The organism is Bacillota bacterium (assembly GCA_013178305.1).
Taxonomy (GTDB): domain Bacteria; phylum Bacillota; class Sulfobacillia; order JABLXB01; family JABLXB01; genus JABLXB01.
In genome coordinates, this window is the sequence record JABLXB010000003.1 from 72939 (window position 1) to 90484 (window position 17546).

The 17546-nt window shown below is 63.9% G+C and carries 16 protein-coding genes; 3 read left to right on the plus strand and 13 right to left on the minus strand.

Going from position 1 to position 17546, the window contains the following annotated elements; genetic code table 11:
• Nucleotides 1-3 precede the first annotated feature (3 nt).
• Both HPY55_08075 and HPY55_08080 read right to left on the minus strand, forming a co-directional pair.
• On the minus strand, nucleotides 4-768 hold the full coding sequence (locus tag HPY55_08075; protein ID NPV70584.1) for a response regulator: 765 nt from the start codon (nucleotides 766-768) through the stop codon (nucleotides 4-6).
• Nucleotides 740-2485 carry a sensor histidine kinase gene (locus HPY55_08080; protein ID NPV70585.1) on the minus strand — a complete coding sequence of 582 codons (1746 nt, stop codon included), beginning with the start codon at nucleotides 2483-2485 and terminating at the stop codon, nucleotides 740-742. Before HPY55_08080 ends, HPY55_08075 begins: the two co-directional genes overlap by 29 nt.
• Before the next feature lie 156 nt (nucleotides 2486-2641).
• On the opposite strand from HPY55_08080, the gene HPY55_08085 reads away from it, so the two are divergent.
• Both HPY55_08085 and HPY55_08090 read left to right on the plus strand, forming a co-directional pair.
• Nucleotides 2642-3394, plus strand: coding sequence for an IclR family transcriptional regulator (locus tag HPY55_08085; GenBank protein NPV70586.1), 753 nt, complete (start codon nucleotides 2642-2644; stop codon nucleotides 3392-3394).
• A gap of 28 nt (nucleotides 3395-3422) precedes the next feature.
• Complete coding sequence (locus HPY55_08090; protein ID NPV70587.1) at nucleotides 3423-4013, plus strand: UbiX family flavin prenyltransferase; 591 nt, start codon at nucleotides 3423-3425, stop codon at nucleotides 4011-4013.
• Here HPY55_08090 and HPY55_08095 read toward each other — a convergent pair.
• Nucleotides 4005-6323 carry a hypothetical protein gene (locus tag HPY55_08095; GenBank protein NPV70588.1) on the minus strand — a complete coding sequence of 773 codons (2319 nt, stop codon included), beginning with the start codon at nucleotides 6321-6323 and terminating at the stop codon, nucleotides 4005-4007. The genes HPY55_08090 and HPY55_08095 overlap by 9 nt on opposite strands.
• Before the next feature lie 648 nt (nucleotides 6324-6971).
• Here HPY55_08095 and HPY55_08100 point away from each other — a divergent pair.
• Nucleotides 6972-8117: a M20 family metallopeptidase gene (locus tag HPY55_08100; protein NPV70589.1), complete on the plus strand. Its 1146-nt coding sequence runs from the start codon at nucleotides 6972-6974 to the stop codon at nucleotides 8115-8117.
• On the opposite strand, the gene HPY55_08105 is transcribed toward HPY55_08100, so the two are convergent.
• The 10 genes from HPY55_08105 to HPY55_08150 form a co-directional block, all read right to left on the minus strand.
• Nucleotides 8095-8547 carry a DUF1893 domain-containing protein gene (locus tag HPY55_08105; GenBank protein ID NPV70590.1) on the minus strand — a complete coding sequence of 151 codons (453 nt, stop codon included), beginning with the start codon at nucleotides 8545-8547 and terminating at the stop codon, nucleotides 8095-8097. The genes HPY55_08100 and HPY55_08105 overlap by 23 nt on opposite strands.
• Before the next feature lie 17 nt (nucleotides 8548-8564).
• On the minus strand, nucleotides 8565-9572 hold the full coding sequence (gene dmpG / locus HPY55_08110) for a 4-hydroxy-2-oxovalerate aldolase (GenBank protein NPV70591.1): 1008 nt from the start codon (nucleotides 9570-9572) through the stop codon (nucleotides 8565-8567).
• Nucleotides 9569-10447, minus strand: coding sequence for an acetaldehyde dehydrogenase (acetylating) (locus tag HPY55_08115; GenBank protein ID NPV70592.1), 879 nt, complete (start codon nucleotides 10445-10447; stop codon nucleotides 9569-9571). Before HPY55_08115 ends, dmpG begins: the two co-directional genes overlap by 4 nt.
• A gap of 26 nt (nucleotides 10448-10473) precedes the next feature.
• Nucleotides 10474-11277 (minus strand): 2-keto-4-pentenoate hydratase, encoded by an 804-nt coding sequence (locus HPY55_08120; protein NPV70593.1) that lies wholly within the window; start codon nucleotides 11275-11277, stop codon nucleotides 10474-10476.
• A complete protein-coding gene (locus tag HPY55_08125) occupies nucleotides 11278-12222 on the minus strand; it encodes a competence/damage-inducible protein A (GenBank protein ID NPV70594.1) in 945 nt (314 codons plus the stop codon).
• Nucleotides 12219-13010, minus strand: a complete 792-nt coding sequence (locus HPY55_08130) for a nicotinate-nucleotide pyrophosphorylase (GenBank protein NPV70595.1) — start codon at nucleotides 13008-13010, stop codon at nucleotides 12219-12221. Before HPY55_08130 ends, HPY55_08125 begins: the two co-directional genes overlap by 4 nt.
• Before the next feature lie 2 nt (nucleotides 13011-13012).
• The gene (gene benE / locus HPY55_08135) at nucleotides 13013-14269 is read right to left on the minus strand and encodes a benzoate/H(+) symporter BenE family transporter (protein NPV70596.1); all 1257 of its coding nucleotides are present in this window, start codon (nucleotides 14267-14269) and stop codon (nucleotides 13013-13015) included.
• 134 nt (nucleotides 14270-14403) lie between these two features.
• Nucleotides 14404-15849, minus strand: coding sequence for a hypothetical protein (locus tag HPY55_08140; protein NPV70597.1), 1446 nt, complete (start codon nucleotides 15847-15849; stop codon nucleotides 14404-14406).
• Entirely contained in the window at nucleotides 15846-16466 is a 621-nt protein-coding gene (locus HPY55_08145; GenBank protein ID NPV70598.1) for a 4Fe-4S binding protein, read from the minus strand. Before HPY55_08145 ends, HPY55_08140 begins: the two co-directional genes overlap by 4 nt.
• Before the next feature lie 245 nt (nucleotides 16467-16711).
• Nucleotides 16712-17482 (minus strand): IclR family transcriptional regulator, encoded by a 771-nt coding sequence (locus tag HPY55_08150; GenBank protein ID NPV70599.1) that lies wholly within the window; start codon nucleotides 17480-17482, stop codon nucleotides 16712-16714.
• Between the last annotated feature and the right edge of the window lie 64 nt (nucleotides 17483-17546).

Here is a 17546-nt window from a genome sequence, read left to right on the forward strand (position 1 = left end):
ACCTCAGAGACCCAGGGCCTCTTTCATATGCCGCACGTGGGTTCGCGCCACCGGCACCTTGCTGTGCTCCTTATCCTTCATGGCCAGCGTATATGTGCCTGAGAACCACGGGATTACCTCGGCAACCTTGTCGAGGTTGACGAGGAAGGTGCGGTGCACGCGGAGGAACCTCCGGTTGAGGCGGTTTTCGAGCTGGGAAAGCGTGAGCTTCGTGCAACACTCCTTGTCGAATGTCTTCAACCTCACCCTGTCGCCCATGCACTGGGCATACACGAGTTCACCGGCGTCGAGCAGGGCGATAGACCCGTTTCGTTCCACGGGGATCTTGACACTCGATAGGTGCGGCAGCATCTCGTCGAGGAGGACCCCCAGCCTCTCCTGCACGAGATCGCTCGAGGAGAGCGCCTTCTTGAGATTCCCCACGGTTGCCGCGAGCCTTGCCCTGTCGAACGGCTTGAGCAGGTAATCCACCGCGCACACTTCAAAGGCCTGCACTGCGTACTCGTCGTAAGCCGTGGCGAACACGATGCGCGGACAGGCACCGCCCTGGCAACGCAGCTCGCGAGCGACGTCGAGCCCGCTCATTCCCGGCATCGCCACATCGAGGAACAGCACGTCCGGCACCAGGCGCCGCGCCAGCGCAACGGCCTCGGTGCCGTTGCTCGCCTCACCGACCACCTCGACCGTGCCGAGCGAGCTCAACAGGTACTTCAACTCATCCCTCGCGGGTTGTTCGTCGTCAGCCACCAGTGCCCTGAGAACCGGCAAGGCGGACCCCCCTTTCCGGGATCATCAAGGATATCGTTGTGCCGCGCCCCGGCTGCGATTCCACCTTCAGCCCGCAGGATTCGCCGAACATGCTCTTGAGTCGGTCGTTCACATTTCTGAGGCCGATCCCGGCACCCGAGTCGCTGTGGCAGGGGGGGCCTACCAGCAGGCTGTCCCTGCGATCGGGCGTCATGCCTACGCCGTCGTCGCGGATGGATACCACGACGTGTCCGTCCACGCGAGCAGCCGTTACAGCGACCGTCCCCCCCGAGTTCCGGCCGTCCAGCCCGTGCTTGATGCTGTTCTCCACGAGCGGCTGGAGGATGAGCGGCGGGATCAGCGCCTTGCGGCAGTCCTCGTCGACATCCAGTAGCACGTTGAGCCTGTCGCCGTACCTTGCCTTCTGAATCGCGAGGTAGGACCGGACGTGTTCGACCTCGTCGCCAAGGGTGACGAGCTGGTGCGACTGCCTGAGGTTCCGCCGGAAAAAGTCGGACAATTGCACGAGCAGATCTCTGGCTTTTTCGGGGTCCGTCCTGCAGAATGAGACCACCGTGTTGAGCGCGTTGAACAGGAAGTGCGGGTTGATTTGCGCCTGCAGGGCCCTCAGTTCCGCCTGGGTCACCAGTTCTGCCTTGGCCTGCAGGTGTGAGATCTCGACCTGGGTGGCGAGGAGTTGCCCGACTCCCCGCGCCAGTTCGACGATAACGGGGGTGATCCGCTTCTTACCATCCTCGTACAGCTTTACGGTTCCGATTACGCCGGTGCCGGTGACCAGCGGGACAACAACTCCGGAACTGAGCGAGCACCGGGGATTGGGGCAGCCGATCATCTCGCGGTTTTGCAGCACCCGCAGCGTGCCCGCGGCTATCGCCTCGCGCGTGCCTCTTGTCAGCACGGAGTCACCGGACTTGTGGTGGTCGGAGCCTGACCCCACAAATGCCAGCACCTTCTGCTTATCGGTGATCGAGACGGCGGCGACGCCCGAGACCTCCTTGATTATGGAGGCCACATGCCTGGCCGACTCGAATGACAACCCCACGCGCAGGTAGGGAAGGGTCCTCGACGCGATCCGGAGAGCCTTGTTGGCCTGCAGGGCTTCGATCTGCTCGTGCTCCGCCCGGGTCGACTGCAATATCGCCAGGAACATGCCGGCGCCGGTGGCGTTGACGATGGTCATCGGAAGGATGATCACCCTGACCAGCGCCAGGGCCTCCTGGAACGGCCTCGCGACGGCAAGGATGATGGCCATCTGGGCCAGCTCCCCCGCGACCCCGATCGCGAAACCCGCCTTGCCTCCTATGTCAGTCCCCCGTAACCTGAGGTACGCGAGCCCGCCGAGCAACCCCTCGAATGTAGTAGAAAGGCCGCACGCGAGCCCGGTGAACCCGCCTATCGAGTACCTGTGCACTCCACCGATGAGCCCCGCCAGGAGGCCGACTGCCGGGCCCCCGAGCAGGCCGGCGGAGATGGCGCCGATGGCCCTGGTGTTAGCCACGGCCCAGCCCTCGCGTGTGCCGGACACCTGCACGCGTACACCGGTGTAAGTCCCCGCGATCGAGAGGAGCCCGAAGAAGACGATCAGCACCAGCCTGTCGCGGTTCGTCAAACGCCGTTCGATGGCGTTCTTGAACGGGCCGGTCCTCCCGGTTATGAACGCCAGTACCGCGATGACCGACATCTCCTGGACCAGTGCCAGGAAAAGGTGGGAGACCATCATCAGCACCTCGTAAGATTTGAAGTGGGCGTGTAATTAAGTTTGATTTGTGCGGCGCCGATTCCTCCCGCCGTTGCAGGACTCGGCCGCCGCTATGCCGAATTGATTTCCATTCGGCGGAACGGCGGCCCGTTCCGCAGTGAAGGGGTGGTCGGTGTGCAGGCGACTGACAGGCTCGTCGCCATCCTTGAGGCCATCGCCCAGTCCCCTGAAGGAGCCGGCGTCACCGAGGTCAGCGACAGAGTCGGGCTTCCGAGGAGCACCGTCCACCGCGCGCTCAACTCGCTGGTCGACCACAGGCTGGCCGCACAGGACCCATCGTCGAGGAAGTACAGGCTCGGCATGGGTATCCTCAGGCTGGCGTCCACGCTTCTCGAGGGGAACAACCTGATCGCCGCTGCGCAGCCGGTGCTGGAGGACATCCGGAGGGACCTCCAGGAGACTGTGTTCCTGGCGGTAATGGACGGGGCGGAGTCCATTTGTGTCGCGAAAGTGGACGGCGTCAACCCACTCAGGTATTTCGTGGAGATAGGGAGGGTGCTACCCTTCCACTGTTCGGCGTCCGTCAAGGCGATGCTGGCGTACGCGCCGGCCGCGATGCTTGACGACCTGCTCAGCAAGCGCCCGCTGGTGGCATTCACCCCCAGGACGAAGGTGAACCCCGACGAATACAGGCGCGAGATAAAGCAGGTCCAGGAGCGCGGGTACGCGCTCTGCCTCGAAGAGTTCGAGTCCGGGGTCAACGCGATGGCCGTGCCGGTGTTCGGCGCGCGTGGCAGGCCGGTGGCCAGCATAACGATTGTCGGTCCGGCCTCGCGCCTCGACGCGTCGTTCATGAACAGGGCGGTGCCCAGGCTTCGCCAGGCCGCATCGGACATGTCCAGGGCACTGGCGGGCATGCGAGCCTGAACCGGTGATGGGAGGAGACTCTCCTGGTATGAGGATCGTCCTGTGTATGACGGGCGCGTCAGGGGCGGTATACGGCTTACGGATGCTCGAAGAGCTCCGGACTGCCGGCTGCGATACCCATCTGATCGTGTCGGAGTGGGCCGAGAAGACGATCGCCGCCGAGTGCGGCGTGTCGCTCGAGTCCGTGGCCGCCCGGGCATCTCGGGTTTGGGGATACCGAGACATGGGTGCGCCCGTGTCCAGCGGGTCGTACCCCGTCGACGCGGTGGTCGTTTGTCCGTGCAGCATGAAAACGCTGGCCGGCATCGCGCACGGCTACGCGGACAACCTCATCATCCGCGCCGGCGACGTAGCCTTGAAGGAGCGGCGCAGGCTGGTGCTGGTCCCCCGGGAAAGCCCACTCTCGGTGATTCACATAGAGAACATGCTGGCTGTGGCGAGGGCCGGCGCGATCGTGGCGCCGCCATGCCCGTCGTTCTACGGCAGGCCCGCGAGTCTGGACGACATCGTCAATCAGACCGTCGGACGCGTGCTGGACCTCCTGGGCATCCGGAACGACCTCGCCCCGAGGTGGGGGGAGACCGCCGGCCCGGCCGCCGGTGCCGGACGCTCATCCTGAATGGCCGGGCGCCTGTGCCTGCTGGGCGCCGGCGCCGCGGCACCTCCTCACCAGAGCCGTGACGAGCGCGGCGGCGCACGCGAACACCATAATCGCCGCCATAATGCGCCTTACCCTGATCATCTCGATCCCCTTGAGTTCGCTCTGCCATCTTTTCTCCAGGTCTTCGAAAGACATGGAGTAGACGTCCCGCAGGGCTTTATCGGGGCCGTGCGGGTCATCACCCGTCTTCCGGATGAACTCCGCGAACCTCTCCTTGCCCCCGGCATACAGCGACGCAACCATCCACGTTTCCTTCGCCCGCGGGGCGGACGACGGGGCGCCTGCTCCACCCGCAAGGAACTCCGACAGCCCAACCAGAAGCCAGTTTAGCTCCGGGTCCGGCTTCGCGTACCAGGCGTGGCCCGCGTTGTGGGCGAGGATCCTCGAAAGCACGTCATCCGCAACCCGTTCCGGCGCCGGGGCCCGCCCCGCCTCCAGCACGTACCACGGAAAATCCGGGAACGCCTCGCCGATCGCTTTCTCCGGCTCATCCAGGGCGCGCTCGTAGAAGCTCACGATGACGGGGTTGCACGGCCTTATTCCGAGCTTCGAGTCCAGGTTCTCGATCGTGGGAGCCAGCCGCGCGCTCACCGCGGCGGCGAGGGCGCGCCCCTGGTCGCCGTGGTAACGGAGGCGCACGAGGCCGCCTGTCGAGGGAACGTCCAGGTACTGCCATTCCTTGACGCTGTCGATCGTCCACTCAACTGCGCCGGTGTCGGCGGTGTGGCCGGCCGAGTCGGTGGCCACCACCCTGTAATAGGCCGTCGCGAACGGCCACGGCAGGCTGAATATGACGCCGGGGGAGGCCTCACGCCCGCCGACGAACCGCGATGGCTCCGATATGTCCACTGCGACCTTCTCGGCGCCCCCCTCGACCGTCCACACCCTGAGATTGACGGAGCCGAGGTCTCCGTCGCTGTCTTTCACCAGTGGGCGCAGGACGAACGCGACCGGCGCCGAGGGGTTCTCGTGCTCTATCGTCACTTTCTCGATGGTAGGAGCGCTCTTGCCGGAACTGAATTCGCCGGGGGCCGGCGTATCCACTTTCGAGGCGAGCCACCGGCGAACTGCCCAAAGCGGCGCTCTTTCGTCACCGTATAACGGAGCGGAAATAGGCGGCATGACCTCGGACAGCCTTTTGTATAGTGACGCAAGGCTCGCCTTGTCACCGCTCTTCTCGTACAGGCTGCCGAGGAAGTAGTAGTCCTCAGCCCCTGCGTTGCCGCTCTCAACGCGCTTCTGCCACATGGACCTGCCGTACTCGCGGTCCCCCGTCAGGAACCTGTACCTTGCCTCCAGGAGCGCGGCCGCCTGCGCGGCCTCGGAGGAAAGCCCCCGCAGTGAGCCGAACTCGCGGACGTATTTCAGCGCTTGCGCGCTATCCCACTGCGATCCCGCGCTTACGATCTTCGAAAACAGATCCGACCTGCGGTTCTGCTCGGGTGTCGCCGGCCCGGGCGCCGGTTCGCCGGTCATCACTCTTGAGTACGAGAGCAGGCCGTACATGGCCGAGAACACCACCTCGATGTCGGCCGCCGGCTCGAAGCCGGTCCATTCCCATACCAGGTTGTCGCCCTCGAACCGGTAAAGACCGGGGAAAGCGTGAACTACCTCGTACGGCCTCGGCCCGGCGAATTCGAACGTGACCTTCGCTCGCCCTATCGGGCCCTTCCACGCCCTGCCGGTTGTGAGGATGTATCCGGTGCGGACTTCGCCGTTGGAGACGAACGTGTTCCTGACGCGGTACGAATTTCGCACTTCCACCGTCTCGCCTGCCTTGAGCGAAAGCGGCCAGGTCCACCAGAACGGGTACTGCTTTGCACTCTCGGAGGATGGAGTGGTGGGGCCGCCTTTTTCGCGCCGGACAGGCACTTCGAGCCCGGCGACCCAGGTCTTGAATTCATGTATGCCGACGTCGTCCCCCATTTCACGGCCCGGCTCGGTCGCCTCCTCGGGGAAGCCCATCAGGATCTCCGTGGCCGGCCCGGTGTTTCTGAACACGAAACGGCATGTAACCGTGGAGTCCTTTGGAGTGACCCTGACTCTCACGTCTTCTTCGACCATCTCGACCTGGCCGTCCCGGATGGGGCGGACGGTCTCGCCGAACCGGCCGAGACTCGTGTCGTCGGCCCGCGCCTTACGGGCAGGCAGCATACGCACCGGCGCCGCTGCGGCCGCAACAAACAGGGCGACGGCCAGACAGATTTGGGCCGCCATCCGCACAATCGTGACCGCGCGGTTTGGTTCTCGCGACTTTCTCGGTCCCATGACACGACCTCCCGGTCTATCTGCTGTCTCAGGACGCGGCAAAGCGGCCGTCTGTTCCACCGGCGGGTGCGATCGGCGGTTCGACGCATGCCGTCCGGCATCCTCCGCCGTGGCACGGGGCAAGGAGAACCCCTGCAAGAGGTAGAATCCTGGATGGTGGGTTATGAAGGCAGGCTCGCGGCCTGCCGGTCGACTGGGATCCGGTCGACTTCGACTCGCTGCCGCGCCGCCGTGTCGCCGCGCCTGAGCCGATCGACTGGGACCCCGTGCCACGTCGCCATGGCGACGGAATATTGCTCATTATCGCCATCTGTTGCCGTACCGCACGAGTCCCGACCGGACTCATGCGTGGAGCGCACGCGTTGGGCCATGACTCGTGCTTGTGGCGTACGCGCCCGGCGAGACTGGGTAGAGTCCGGTAGAGCGGAGCAGCTGTGGTGAGATTTGGGGCGAAGGTGGGCAGAGATGGCAGGTAGCCACCGAACTCGGCCGGATTTCGGCAGACGCCGGGGGACCCGGCGGACCCTGGCGGGACATAACGCCTGTGGAGACGGGAGTTCAGGCTGTGAGCCGGTTCCGTCGATGAATCAGGAACCTCTGGGATAACTCCTGTGGGAGACTTTTCCATAGATAGGAGAGCAGTTGAAAATGCAACAGACTAACATGCAACAACCGGACAGGGCGTTTCTTGCTGGACGAGCACTCGACTATTTGAAGCAGCTGGTCGCAATCCCCAGCCCGAGCGGGGACGAAGCTGCCATCGCCAGGCACATAGGCGGCCTGCTCGAGTCGTTAGGGCTGAGCGTCACGCTGCAACCAGTCGGCAGCAGGTTCAACGTTATAGCACGCACCCCCGCCACTCGGGACGAGGCCGACATCCTGCTCACCGGTCACATGGACACGATACCCGTGAGCCAGGGTTGGAGCACCGACCCGTTCAAGCCGGTCATCGCAGGGGACAGGATGTACGGTCTCGGCGCCTGCGACCAGAAGGGCGGCATAGCCGCGATGATCGCGGCGCTGGAGGGGCTCCGCGCCGCCGGCAGGCTCGACGGCGCAAACATCCTGGTGGCGTTCGTCCCCGACGAAGAGGCGCTTTCCGACGGGATGCTCGCTTTCCTGGAGACGAAGCCGAAAGCACGGCTCGCGCTCCTGTCGGAGCCCCATTTCAAGGAGGCGACCATCGGCTGGCCCGGCAAGGCGTTGGTGAATATCGTGGTACACGGGAAGTCGGCGCACGGTGGATCGAGGCCGTGGGAGGGCATCAACGCGATTGAGGAGGCAGCGCGCCTCCTGGTTGCGCTGGGCCGCGTCGAACCACCGCGGCACGAGCGTCTCGGCAGTCACTCATTCGTGACGCTGAAAGTCCGCGGCGGGTACGAGCGTTATTCGCTCACCGTCCCCGACAGGTGCGAAATCACCATCAGCAAACAGCTCGTGCCGGGTGAGAGTAAGGAAACGGTCGCCAGGCTGGTCGAGCAGGCGGCCTCCGCAATGGAGCGGGCGCGCGCCGAGGTTTCGTTCGACAGGCCGTACTACCCACCCGCCGCGCAGGACCCGTCGCATCCTCAGGTACAGCGGTTCTCGCGGCTGTACAGGAAGGTGACCGGAAAGGAACTCCTGTTGGGGTACGGGGAGGGGGTCCTGGACGGCAACTACTCCGCTGACGCCGGTATCCCTACCATCTCGTGGGGTCCGTCAGGCGCCAACCTGCACAGGGCCGACGAATGGGTTTCGCTCGACGAGCTCGCCACGGCCGCCGAGGTGTATTTCAGGATGTGCCTGGAGGGGTAGAGGTCTGAAACCTGACCCGCAGGTCCTTGAACAGCTCTTCGGGTGAAACGGGACCCAGCGCCATCGCTTCGATGGGACAGGGTCCCGTCTTCGTCCTGTTCAGGATCCTCGGGACGAGGCGGTCGAAAGAAGCGATTATCCCTCCGTCCTCGAGGATTTGCTTCGCCGGTTCGCTCATGAGGCTTCCGTGGACGGCCCGGACTCCGAACAACACGCACATCTTGGCCACGGCGACCCCGACCACCCTGTCGGCCAGCGCCGCGCCATCCACGTCGCCCTTTGCGGCGTCAACCGCCTCCAGAAGTGGCTTGACCCCGTTGCCGGCCCTGGCGGCGAGCTCAATCCCGTCCCGTACCAGTACAACCGAATAGCCACTGTCCAGCAGTGAACGCGCCAGGGAAAGGTCGTTCGAGTTAGTGGGGTTAGTCAATTGTAGCATCCTCTCGGTCAGCCGGCCCGCCTCGAAGCGAGCTCGTGGGCCACGTCGATAATAATATCTTCCTGACCGCCGACTATCTTCCTGCGCCCGAGCTCGATGAGAATGTCGCGCGGGTCGACGTTGTACTTCTCCGCCGCCCTGTAGGTATGGAGAAGGAAACTCGAGTAAACGCCGGCGTATCCGAGCATTAGCCCGGTGTTCGAGATCTGCTGCGGGCGGTGCATCATCGGCTGTAGGACATCCTCGGCCACGTCCATCAGCCGGTACAGGTCTATCCCGGTCTCGAGGCCCATCTTGCTCAGGACGGCCACCATCGCCTCGGCGGACGCGTTTCCCGCGCCGCCGCCGAGTCCGCGTAGCGTGACGTCGATGTGGGTGGCGCCCGCCTCAATGGCGGCAAGGCTGTTGCCGATAGCGAGACTCAGGTTGTTGTGGGCATGGAAGCCTATGGCCGTTTTCAGGTTCTCCTCGAGCAGCCCTACCCGCGCCTTGACTCCGTCCGGCAGCAGGGCGCCCGCCGAATCGGTGCAATAGACCACGTCGACGCCGTACGACTCCATGAGCCTCGCCTGCTCCAGGACCTTTTCGGGCGGGACCATGTGCGCCATCATGAGGAACCCCACGGCCGTCATACCGAGCTTCTTTGCGAGGCCGATGTGCTGTTCCGAGATGTCGGCCTCCGTGACGTGGGTCGCGACCCTCGCGACCTTCGCCCCGTGATCCGCGGCCATCTCGAGGTCGACCTTGGTGCCGATTCCCGGCAGGAGCAGGACCGCGAGTTGCGAACGCTTCAGGACCGCCGAAACCGCCTTGAGGTACTCCTCGTCTGACGCGGCCGCGAACCCGTACTGCAGCGACGAACCGCCCAGGCCGTCGCCATGGCTCGCCTCAATTATGGGTACCCCCGCTTCGTCCAGCCCGCGCGCAACGGACGCCATCTGCTCCGGGGTGAACTGGTGGCTGACCGCGTGCATCCCGTCCCGCAGGGTCGTATCGGTTATGACTATACTGGTCATGCTGAAGCCCACCCCTTCTGTATGTTCGAGGCCAGGCGTTCCGCGACGCCGACAGCCGCAGCCGTGATGATGTCGAGGTTTCCGGAATACTTCGGCAGGTAGTCCCCCGCGCCCTCGACCTCGATCATCGTGATGACCCTGTCGCCCTCCACAGTGGGTGGGAGCTTGAGCCTGAATCCCGGCACGTAGCCCTGGACCACCCGGACCATGGCATGCACCGAGTCGCCTATCTCATCGGCGTTTCCGCCCTCCATAAGGGCGTATATCGTATTCCGCATGATGATGGGCGGCTCGGCGGGGTTCAGTATGATGATCGCCTTGCCCTTCTCGGCCCCGCCCACCGTGACCAGGCCCTTCGCGGTGGTCTGCGTGAATTCGTCAATGTTCTGGCGCGTGCCTGGTCCCGCGCTACGAGACGAGATGGTCGCCACGATTTCAGCGTACTTGACCCGGCACACCCTGCTTATCGCCGCCACAATCGGGACCGTAGCCTGCCCGCCGCAGGTAATCAGGTTGATGTTCGGCGAGTTCAGGTGCTGGTCCATGTTGACCGCAGGTACCACGTACGGACCCACCGCGGCCGGAGTCAAATCGATGGCGAACTTCCCGGCCTCCTCGAGGAGAGGCGCGTGCATCCTGTGGATCTTGGCTCCCGTGGAGTCGAAGACGATCTGCACCGATGGGTCGGCGAGGACCGGTTCAATACCTTCCACCGACGTCTCGATTCCAAGGCTGGCGGCGAGCGCCAGCCCCTCCGACTTCGGGTCGACCCCCGACATGAGCCTGAGGTCGAGACTCCGGCTGCGCATCACCTTGTACATCAGGTCGGTCCCGATGTTACCGGGACCAAGGATGGCCACTCCCACTTTCTTCAAGGCACGTCAACTCCTGTGAGTCTTGCTTATGCGAACCTGCAACCAACCGAGCCCAGACGGTCGAAAGTCACCCTGAAAACGTCGCCGGCTGCTACCGGCGGCGCCGCGGTGAAAGCCCCCGAGAGCACGACCTCGCCGGCCGACAGCCCGAGCCCGTACTCCGACAGCTTGTTCGCCAGCCACGCGACAGCGACAGCTGGATGCCCAAGCACTGCAGCGCCGGCCGCCGTCGACAACACCTGACCGTTCTTTTCGAGGACCATGCCCACGAGGCGCAGGTCAATGTCACAGGGGTTCACGAGCCTGCTCCCCAGCACGAACATCGCGCTCGAAGCGTTGTCGGCCACCGTATCCTGTATCTTGATCTTCCAGTCCCTGACGCGGCTGTCTACGATCTCGATGGCCGCCATTACGCCTTCGGTGGCACGCAGGACGTCCACCACCGTCAGGCCGGGCCCCTCAAGGTCCTTCTTGAGGACGAACGCCACTTCGCCCTCCGCCTTGGGCTGGCACAGGGAAGCGCAGTCTACTGCTTCGCCCTCATGGACGAGCATGTCGTCAAGGAGGTGGCCGTAGTCGGGCTCGGCGACGCCGAGCAGGTCCTGCATGGCCTTGCTCGTCAGACCTATCTTCTTTCCGATAATCTTGTGTCCCTCAGCGACTTTCGTCCCGATGGTGGCCATCTGTATCCGGTACGCGTCAGCGACCGTTATTCCCTCGAAGCGGGACGTTATCTGATCCACCGGCCTTTTCGATTTCTCGGCCTCCATGAGCTCGCGCGAGAGGTTCCTGACCTGGTCGGCGGTCAACACTCCTCCGGTTCCGCCCATTTAACCACCCCCGTGGTTATTCCCGCGTTCATGCGGGTGAAGATGTCCTGCCCTTCGCTTGATGGCCGCGGCCAGCCGCGTGGCGATTCGCTCCGCAACGCGCGCTTTCCGGCCCGGTTGGTCCAGCTCGCCATCGCCGAGGCATGCTAGAAGCTCGCCGAGGCACTCGCGTACCTCGTCCGTGGGTCCGGGGAAGGCCACTATGATGGTTGAGCCGTATTCTCCTACCGCAACCCGAACGCCGTCCTTGACGTGCCGGCCCGTGCCCACCCTGTATTTGACCACCCAGGGCGTCGCGGCCTGCCGGTCGAGCAGGGTAATCCCCTCGATTGTCCGGTCCTTGTCCTCGGCCCCGGCCCCGCCGGTGGTGATTATCAATCCGTATCCCGATTCCGCGGCCTCCCTGATACGCAGGGCGATCGACCGCTCGTCGTCATCCAGTACCCCGCCCGCCGACGCGGAAAAGCCGTGGTGCTGCAGTGTCTCCAGGATGTACGGGGTGTTGGTGTCGCGGATCATCCCGCCCTTCACCTCGAAACCCGAGGCGAACACGAGCGCGCGGCGCTTCACCCTGTCCCGGATCTCCGAGACCATCCGACCCGCCCGGTCGAGCAACTCGCGGGCCTGCGCCGGGTCGAGCGATATGAGGCCGAGCACGCCTTCGGCGTGGACTGAGCTCTCGGCGGAGAGCATGACGCCTTCGATAGACTCGAGGGCGTCGAGCAGCGCGCGCTCCTTCGCCACGATGTCTTCGGCTCTAATCGTCCGGCGGAGGACGTCCAGCACGAGGTGGTCGTCCCTGACATCCACCACCAGCACTTCGGTCCTGTCGAATCCAAGAACCCGCGCCGCTGCCGCTGCCACGTCCCCAAGGTCGGCCCCCAGCAGCGAGGCGTTCGTGATCCAGATCTCGGTCTTTTCGAGGAGGTTAAGGTCGGTGTTCAACCGATCACGTCCAGTCTGAAGTCCAGGATGGGAGCGTCCACGATCCCGGTCCCAATGTCCAGGATATCGGCGCCGATCGACACGAGCGTAGGGATTCGGTCGAGCGTCACGCCCCCGCCGAAGGCCAGCCTGACGCGGCTTCGTAGCCCCGTGCGTTCGAGTGCCGCATTTGCCGCAGTGAGATCGACCTCGTTGCCTGTGTCGACCATCAGCACGGCGGCCCCACAGGTAGCGCCTTCGACGGCCTCGTCACCGATCCTACCTGTCTCGCCGCGGATCTGCACGGCCACGAGCCTGCCGGGGAGCCGGCGGGCGGCGCGGACCGCCGCGCCGACCCCGCCGAGCATCCTGACGAAGTTCTTGTCCAGGTAAACGAACGGCTCGTCCGTAATCCTCGGGGTGGCGCCACCTACCCGTACGGCGTGGCGTACGACCTCTTTGAGTTCAGGAGGCATCTTCTTCCACGCGCCGGATACCACCTTGGCCCCCGCTGCGGTCTCAACCGCGCGCCTGGCGGCGGTGGCGATCCCGGACGGCTTGGCGATTACGCCGACGAGCGACTCCTCGGCCGTCGCGATCTGCAATGGGGACCCACCCGCGTCCAGCACGACACTACCCGGCTCCAGGGCCTGGCCCTCGCAGGCCGCGCCGTGTACCTCCAGGCCGATCTCGGTTGCCCTGGCGAGGAGTCGCTCCATGCCTGCCAGTATACCGGGCTGCTGGGCCGTCACGCGGAAGCGCACCCGCCGCGACGATATGTCCCTGAACAGGTCCTCTCTTACGTCCACGCTCACTTCTGGAAGTCCTTCGCCTCCATGATCAGGGAAACGACGACGCCGCCGACCAGAGCCCAGAACGGCGAGCTTATCTTGAACAGCACGATACCGGACATCGCGATGACCAGCGAGAAGAACGCCCCGACGCGGAACTTTCTCGTGGCGAATGCGTTCTCGAGAGCGTTCAACAGTACGCCGATCATGGCCAGGCCGGCGAGGAGACTGATGAGTGCGCCGGGGATGGCCTTGACGAACGGGACCGCGGCGCTGGCGAACAGGCCGAACGCGCCGAACGTGAGGCCGTTAATCACGCTGGCCGCGTAGCGCCCGCTCTTGTCGGGACCCGCCTCCTCAGATGAGCATATGGCCGTCATTGGGCCGGCGATGTTGGCGTTGTGACCACCGAAGAACGCCGTCACGATCCCGCCCACCCCGGATAGAATGGTCATGGTGTTGATGGGCGGGTTGTATCCCTGCGCCATCAGGACGCCGATCGCCTGTGCGTTCTCCGCCCCCATCACGAGGATGGCGAGGGGCACCGCGATTGATAAGAAAGCGTCGGTGCCGAACTCCATCGGGATGAACTGCGGCGCTATCCATGTGACCTTCACGTCTGAGAGCTTGAACGCTCCGAACATCGCTGCAGCAGCAACGCCTACTACCAGCGTGACCAGTATCGGTGGAATCCTCTTCGATACCCTCTGGATGAGCAGGTACCCGGCCAGGGCGATGCCGCAGACGAGCGGCAGCTGCTGAACCGCGGTGATCATTCCCGTGCCGAAGCGGATCATGGCGCCCGCGATCATGCCCATGACGATGGGGAGGGGGATCCAGCGCATGACCTTGCTGATCCAGCCCGTCAGGCCCAGGACCAGCACGATGACGCCGGCAATAAGGTATGCGCCGGCCGCCTGGTTTATATTGAACATGGTGAGCGAAGTACCTAACATGACTGCGCCGGGGATCGACCACGCGCCGTTAATCGGTTGCTTGTAGTACAGGGACTGAACGATGCCCAGCAATCCGCCGAAGAAATATACCGAGAATAGCCACGAAATTGTCTGCTCCTGGGTTAGCTTTCCGGCCATCGCCGAGTTCATGATGATAAGCGCGGGGCCGGTACACCCGAAGATGGTTGCCAGGATACCTGCGGTGATCGTGTGCGAGTTGACCTTGGAGGGAAAGTCGGCAATCCCACTCCCAAACCCGGGGCCAGCCTCGAACAGCCGCTTTCCTCCGTTGACCTTGATCACTGTCTCAGGTGTTGCCATTTTTCACTCCTCCTGTTCTGTTTGGAATTGCTGTAATGTACACGCCATCCGAGTCCAGGATCCGAAGAACCGGGCCGGGGCCGCCCTGACGGGGCACGCCGCCATCTGAGGCCTCCGGCCCGGCCCGGCGCGACTCACGCCGTCTTCAGGTTCTTCAGAACCGAAATGTCCATTCCGCGCTGCTCCAGCCACCTGGGCAGGAGGTACTGGTCTACGCGCCTGCCGATCTCGGGCGCCCTGGCCACGAGGAGCCCGGCCAGCGATTCGCTGACGTTGATCCCGCCCGCGGCGCCGTCGAAGATGATTATCTTGTCCGTGCCGGTAACGGCGCGGGCGAACCTCATCGCGGCATCCGTGCCGTCCGCTATGGTGGCGAAGTTCATGTACGTCAGGTTTTGCGGGTCGCGGTTCATCAAGTCCGCCTGTTCGCGACCGACCACGACCGTGGGGATATGCTCGGCGAAGAACGCGCTCGGATAGCCGCCCCACGCGTAGTTGTGGACGCACATCTTGATCGCGGGATTGACTGGTGGCACCTCCTCCACCAGTGGCCCGCCCTTCCCGTAGAACGCCTCGGTGTACCAGGTGTAGGCGGGGAGCGCGTTGTCCAGGTCGAACAGGTCTACGTTGGCTCCTGCGAAGTTGGCGTAGATGACCCCCGCGGCGAAAACGTACGGGACGGGGCAGGGGAAGTCCAGCACCGCGATGCACTCGTCGATCTGCCCGAGCAGGGTCATGATCTTCCCGTAGAACGCGCAGCCGGCCGCTGTCAGCCTGTCGTTCAGCGCGTACAGGTTGTTGTCGGCGTCAACTCCGACCACACCGCTCGGAGAAGCCACGAGGAACGAGGTGAACGCGAACTTGTCCTGGACGAATGGAGAATCGAATATGGCCCTTGCCGTGAAGTTCGCCGCCCTGGGGCCCATGTTGTGGTGATAGGTGGACCTGGTCTCTATCCTCGCGTACGACATGCCGAACGGCTTCACTACCTTGTCGACCTGCCTGTGGAAGTGAACCTCGCGCACGTCGCTGTTATGAGCGTGGATGATCCAGTCGGCGTCGTACGCACGCTTGATCCCGTACAGCGTCCCTATCTCGGTCTCGATAGGAATGCCCTCATCGATGGGCGCGATCCCGCTCGCTTTCCCCTTGTAGTGCTCGTCGAGTCTGAACCGTTTGATGTACTCCTCGGTCTCCCTGAAACGAAGCCCGACACCTGCTCTTAGCCGGATGTTCTCGCAGCCGGTGCGCCTGGCGACCACGTCGCGTATCGTGCGGAGCATCTCGGCGAACGGCTCGCCCCCGACCAGGGTGAACCCGTGGTGGGAAGTCAGCACGTTCACGCTCTGGTTGGGCTTGATCATGGACATGTCGACTTTCTCGAGAGCGGCCTCTGTTGCGGCGCGGACGGCCTCAATGCCCCTATCACCAGGGAATACCACCTTCGGGCTATCGGGAAAAAGCTCGGAGACGAGCAGCGACGTTATCCCCGGCATGTCTGCGACCCTCTTCTTCACGAGTTCGGGCGCTATTCCGTACTGGGATTTCCTTGGTGGCATCGGTTTGATGGGAGGTCTCATTCCGCTCCCTCCTTCGTAGGCGTCGCTTTGGCCACCTTGTCGAGCAGCTTGATGTCCTCGTCAAAGTAGAAGCCGCGCTTTGAGAATTTGGCTTTCACGGCCTGGGGGATCTCAAAGGCCGTGATCGTCCGGCCGTACCACTGCCAGCCGCCCTCAGGCCTCGCGGGCTTTATGCCCGCCGCCTCGAGCAGCCTGAGGACGGGCTGAATGCACTCAACTTTGCAGCCCGTGCGGACACCCGTGGCGAGCGAGATCTCCTCCGGCGTGGCGGCGCCTTCGAGGATAGCCGCCACGACCTCTTCCGCCCTCGTCGCGGTGCAATAGCACACGATGTACTCTGGGTTAATCCTGGCCCTGGCGCAGATCTCCTTGATGCGCGGGAGCATCTCGTCGCGCACCTTGACCTGCACGGTAAATGGATCGTCCCTTTTGACCATTGCAAGGGCGTATACCGGGCATCTCTGCTCGCAGGCGGCGCAGCCCCTGCACCTCGACATGTCGACCGTGGCCTTCTTATCCACGACCTTGATGGCGAGGACGGGACATACCCGCTCGCAAGTCCTGCACCCCGTGCATTTGTCCCTGTTGACCTCGGGGTACATGGTGACTACTTTCACGCCTCTCCCTCCCTCGTAGTTACGAATTCCGGCGCATGGTCGGCACACCCCGTCGTTGCAGGTCTATCGTTGGGTGCCTCCATTCTCACGCCCTTTCTTTTGATGGATCCCGGATATCGCCACGTCCATTGCCGGCGGTGCCCGTTGCCGCGTTTCTGGTTGCCATGCCTTTATGTACGACTATGCCGTACGCTGTACGGCATTCAGCCTACGGAAAGAAACCAGACAGCCGTGGGTCGCCCCGCCTACTTGAAGCCCAGCCTGTGGGACAGCTCCCAAGATGCGGCCTTTACCGACTCGATGATTTCGGACACCCTCTCCGGCGTCATCCGCGACGACGGACCGGCGACGCTCATCGCGGCGACCACCTTGCCGGTGTGGTTCCTGACCGGAGCGGCCACACACCGGAGCCCCTCTTCGATCTCCTCATTGTCCATGGCGTAACTCTGCGCGCGGATCTTCGCCAGCTCGGCGCGGAGCGCGGCCATGTCCGTAATGGTGTTCCTCGTGTACCTGGCGAGGCCATTCTCCCTGACCAGGGCCTCCAGTTCCTCTTCCGGAAGATAGGCGAGCAGGGCCTTGCCTACGCCCGTACAGTGGCAGGGGAGACGCCTCCCGACCTGCGACACTATTCGCATGGACCGCGGGCTCTCCCGTTTCGCTATGTACACCACGTATCCGCCGTCCCTCACGACCAGGTGCACGGTTTCCTCGTGTCTCTCGACGAGGCGCTGGAGAATGGGCCCCGCCAGGGCGGGGAGGTCCATCCTGTCCAGCACCGTGCTGCCTACCTCAAACACGCGTAGTCCGAGCCGGTACCTGCCCGTCTCGGGGTTCTTCTCGAGGTACCCCCGCTGGCTCAGTGTGTTGAGGAGGCCGAACACGGTGCTCTTGTGAATGCCCAGGCGCCGCGCGAGATCGCTTACGCCGATCTCGCCGGGTCCCTCCTCGAACGATTCGAGGATGTCGAGCGCCCTGTCAACAGATTGTATTACGCTCCTGTCGCGGTCCCGTATCTCTGGAATCCTCCGTATCCGCAGGCGTACCCATCGTGCGGCATTGCGGAATAGAATGCAGCTA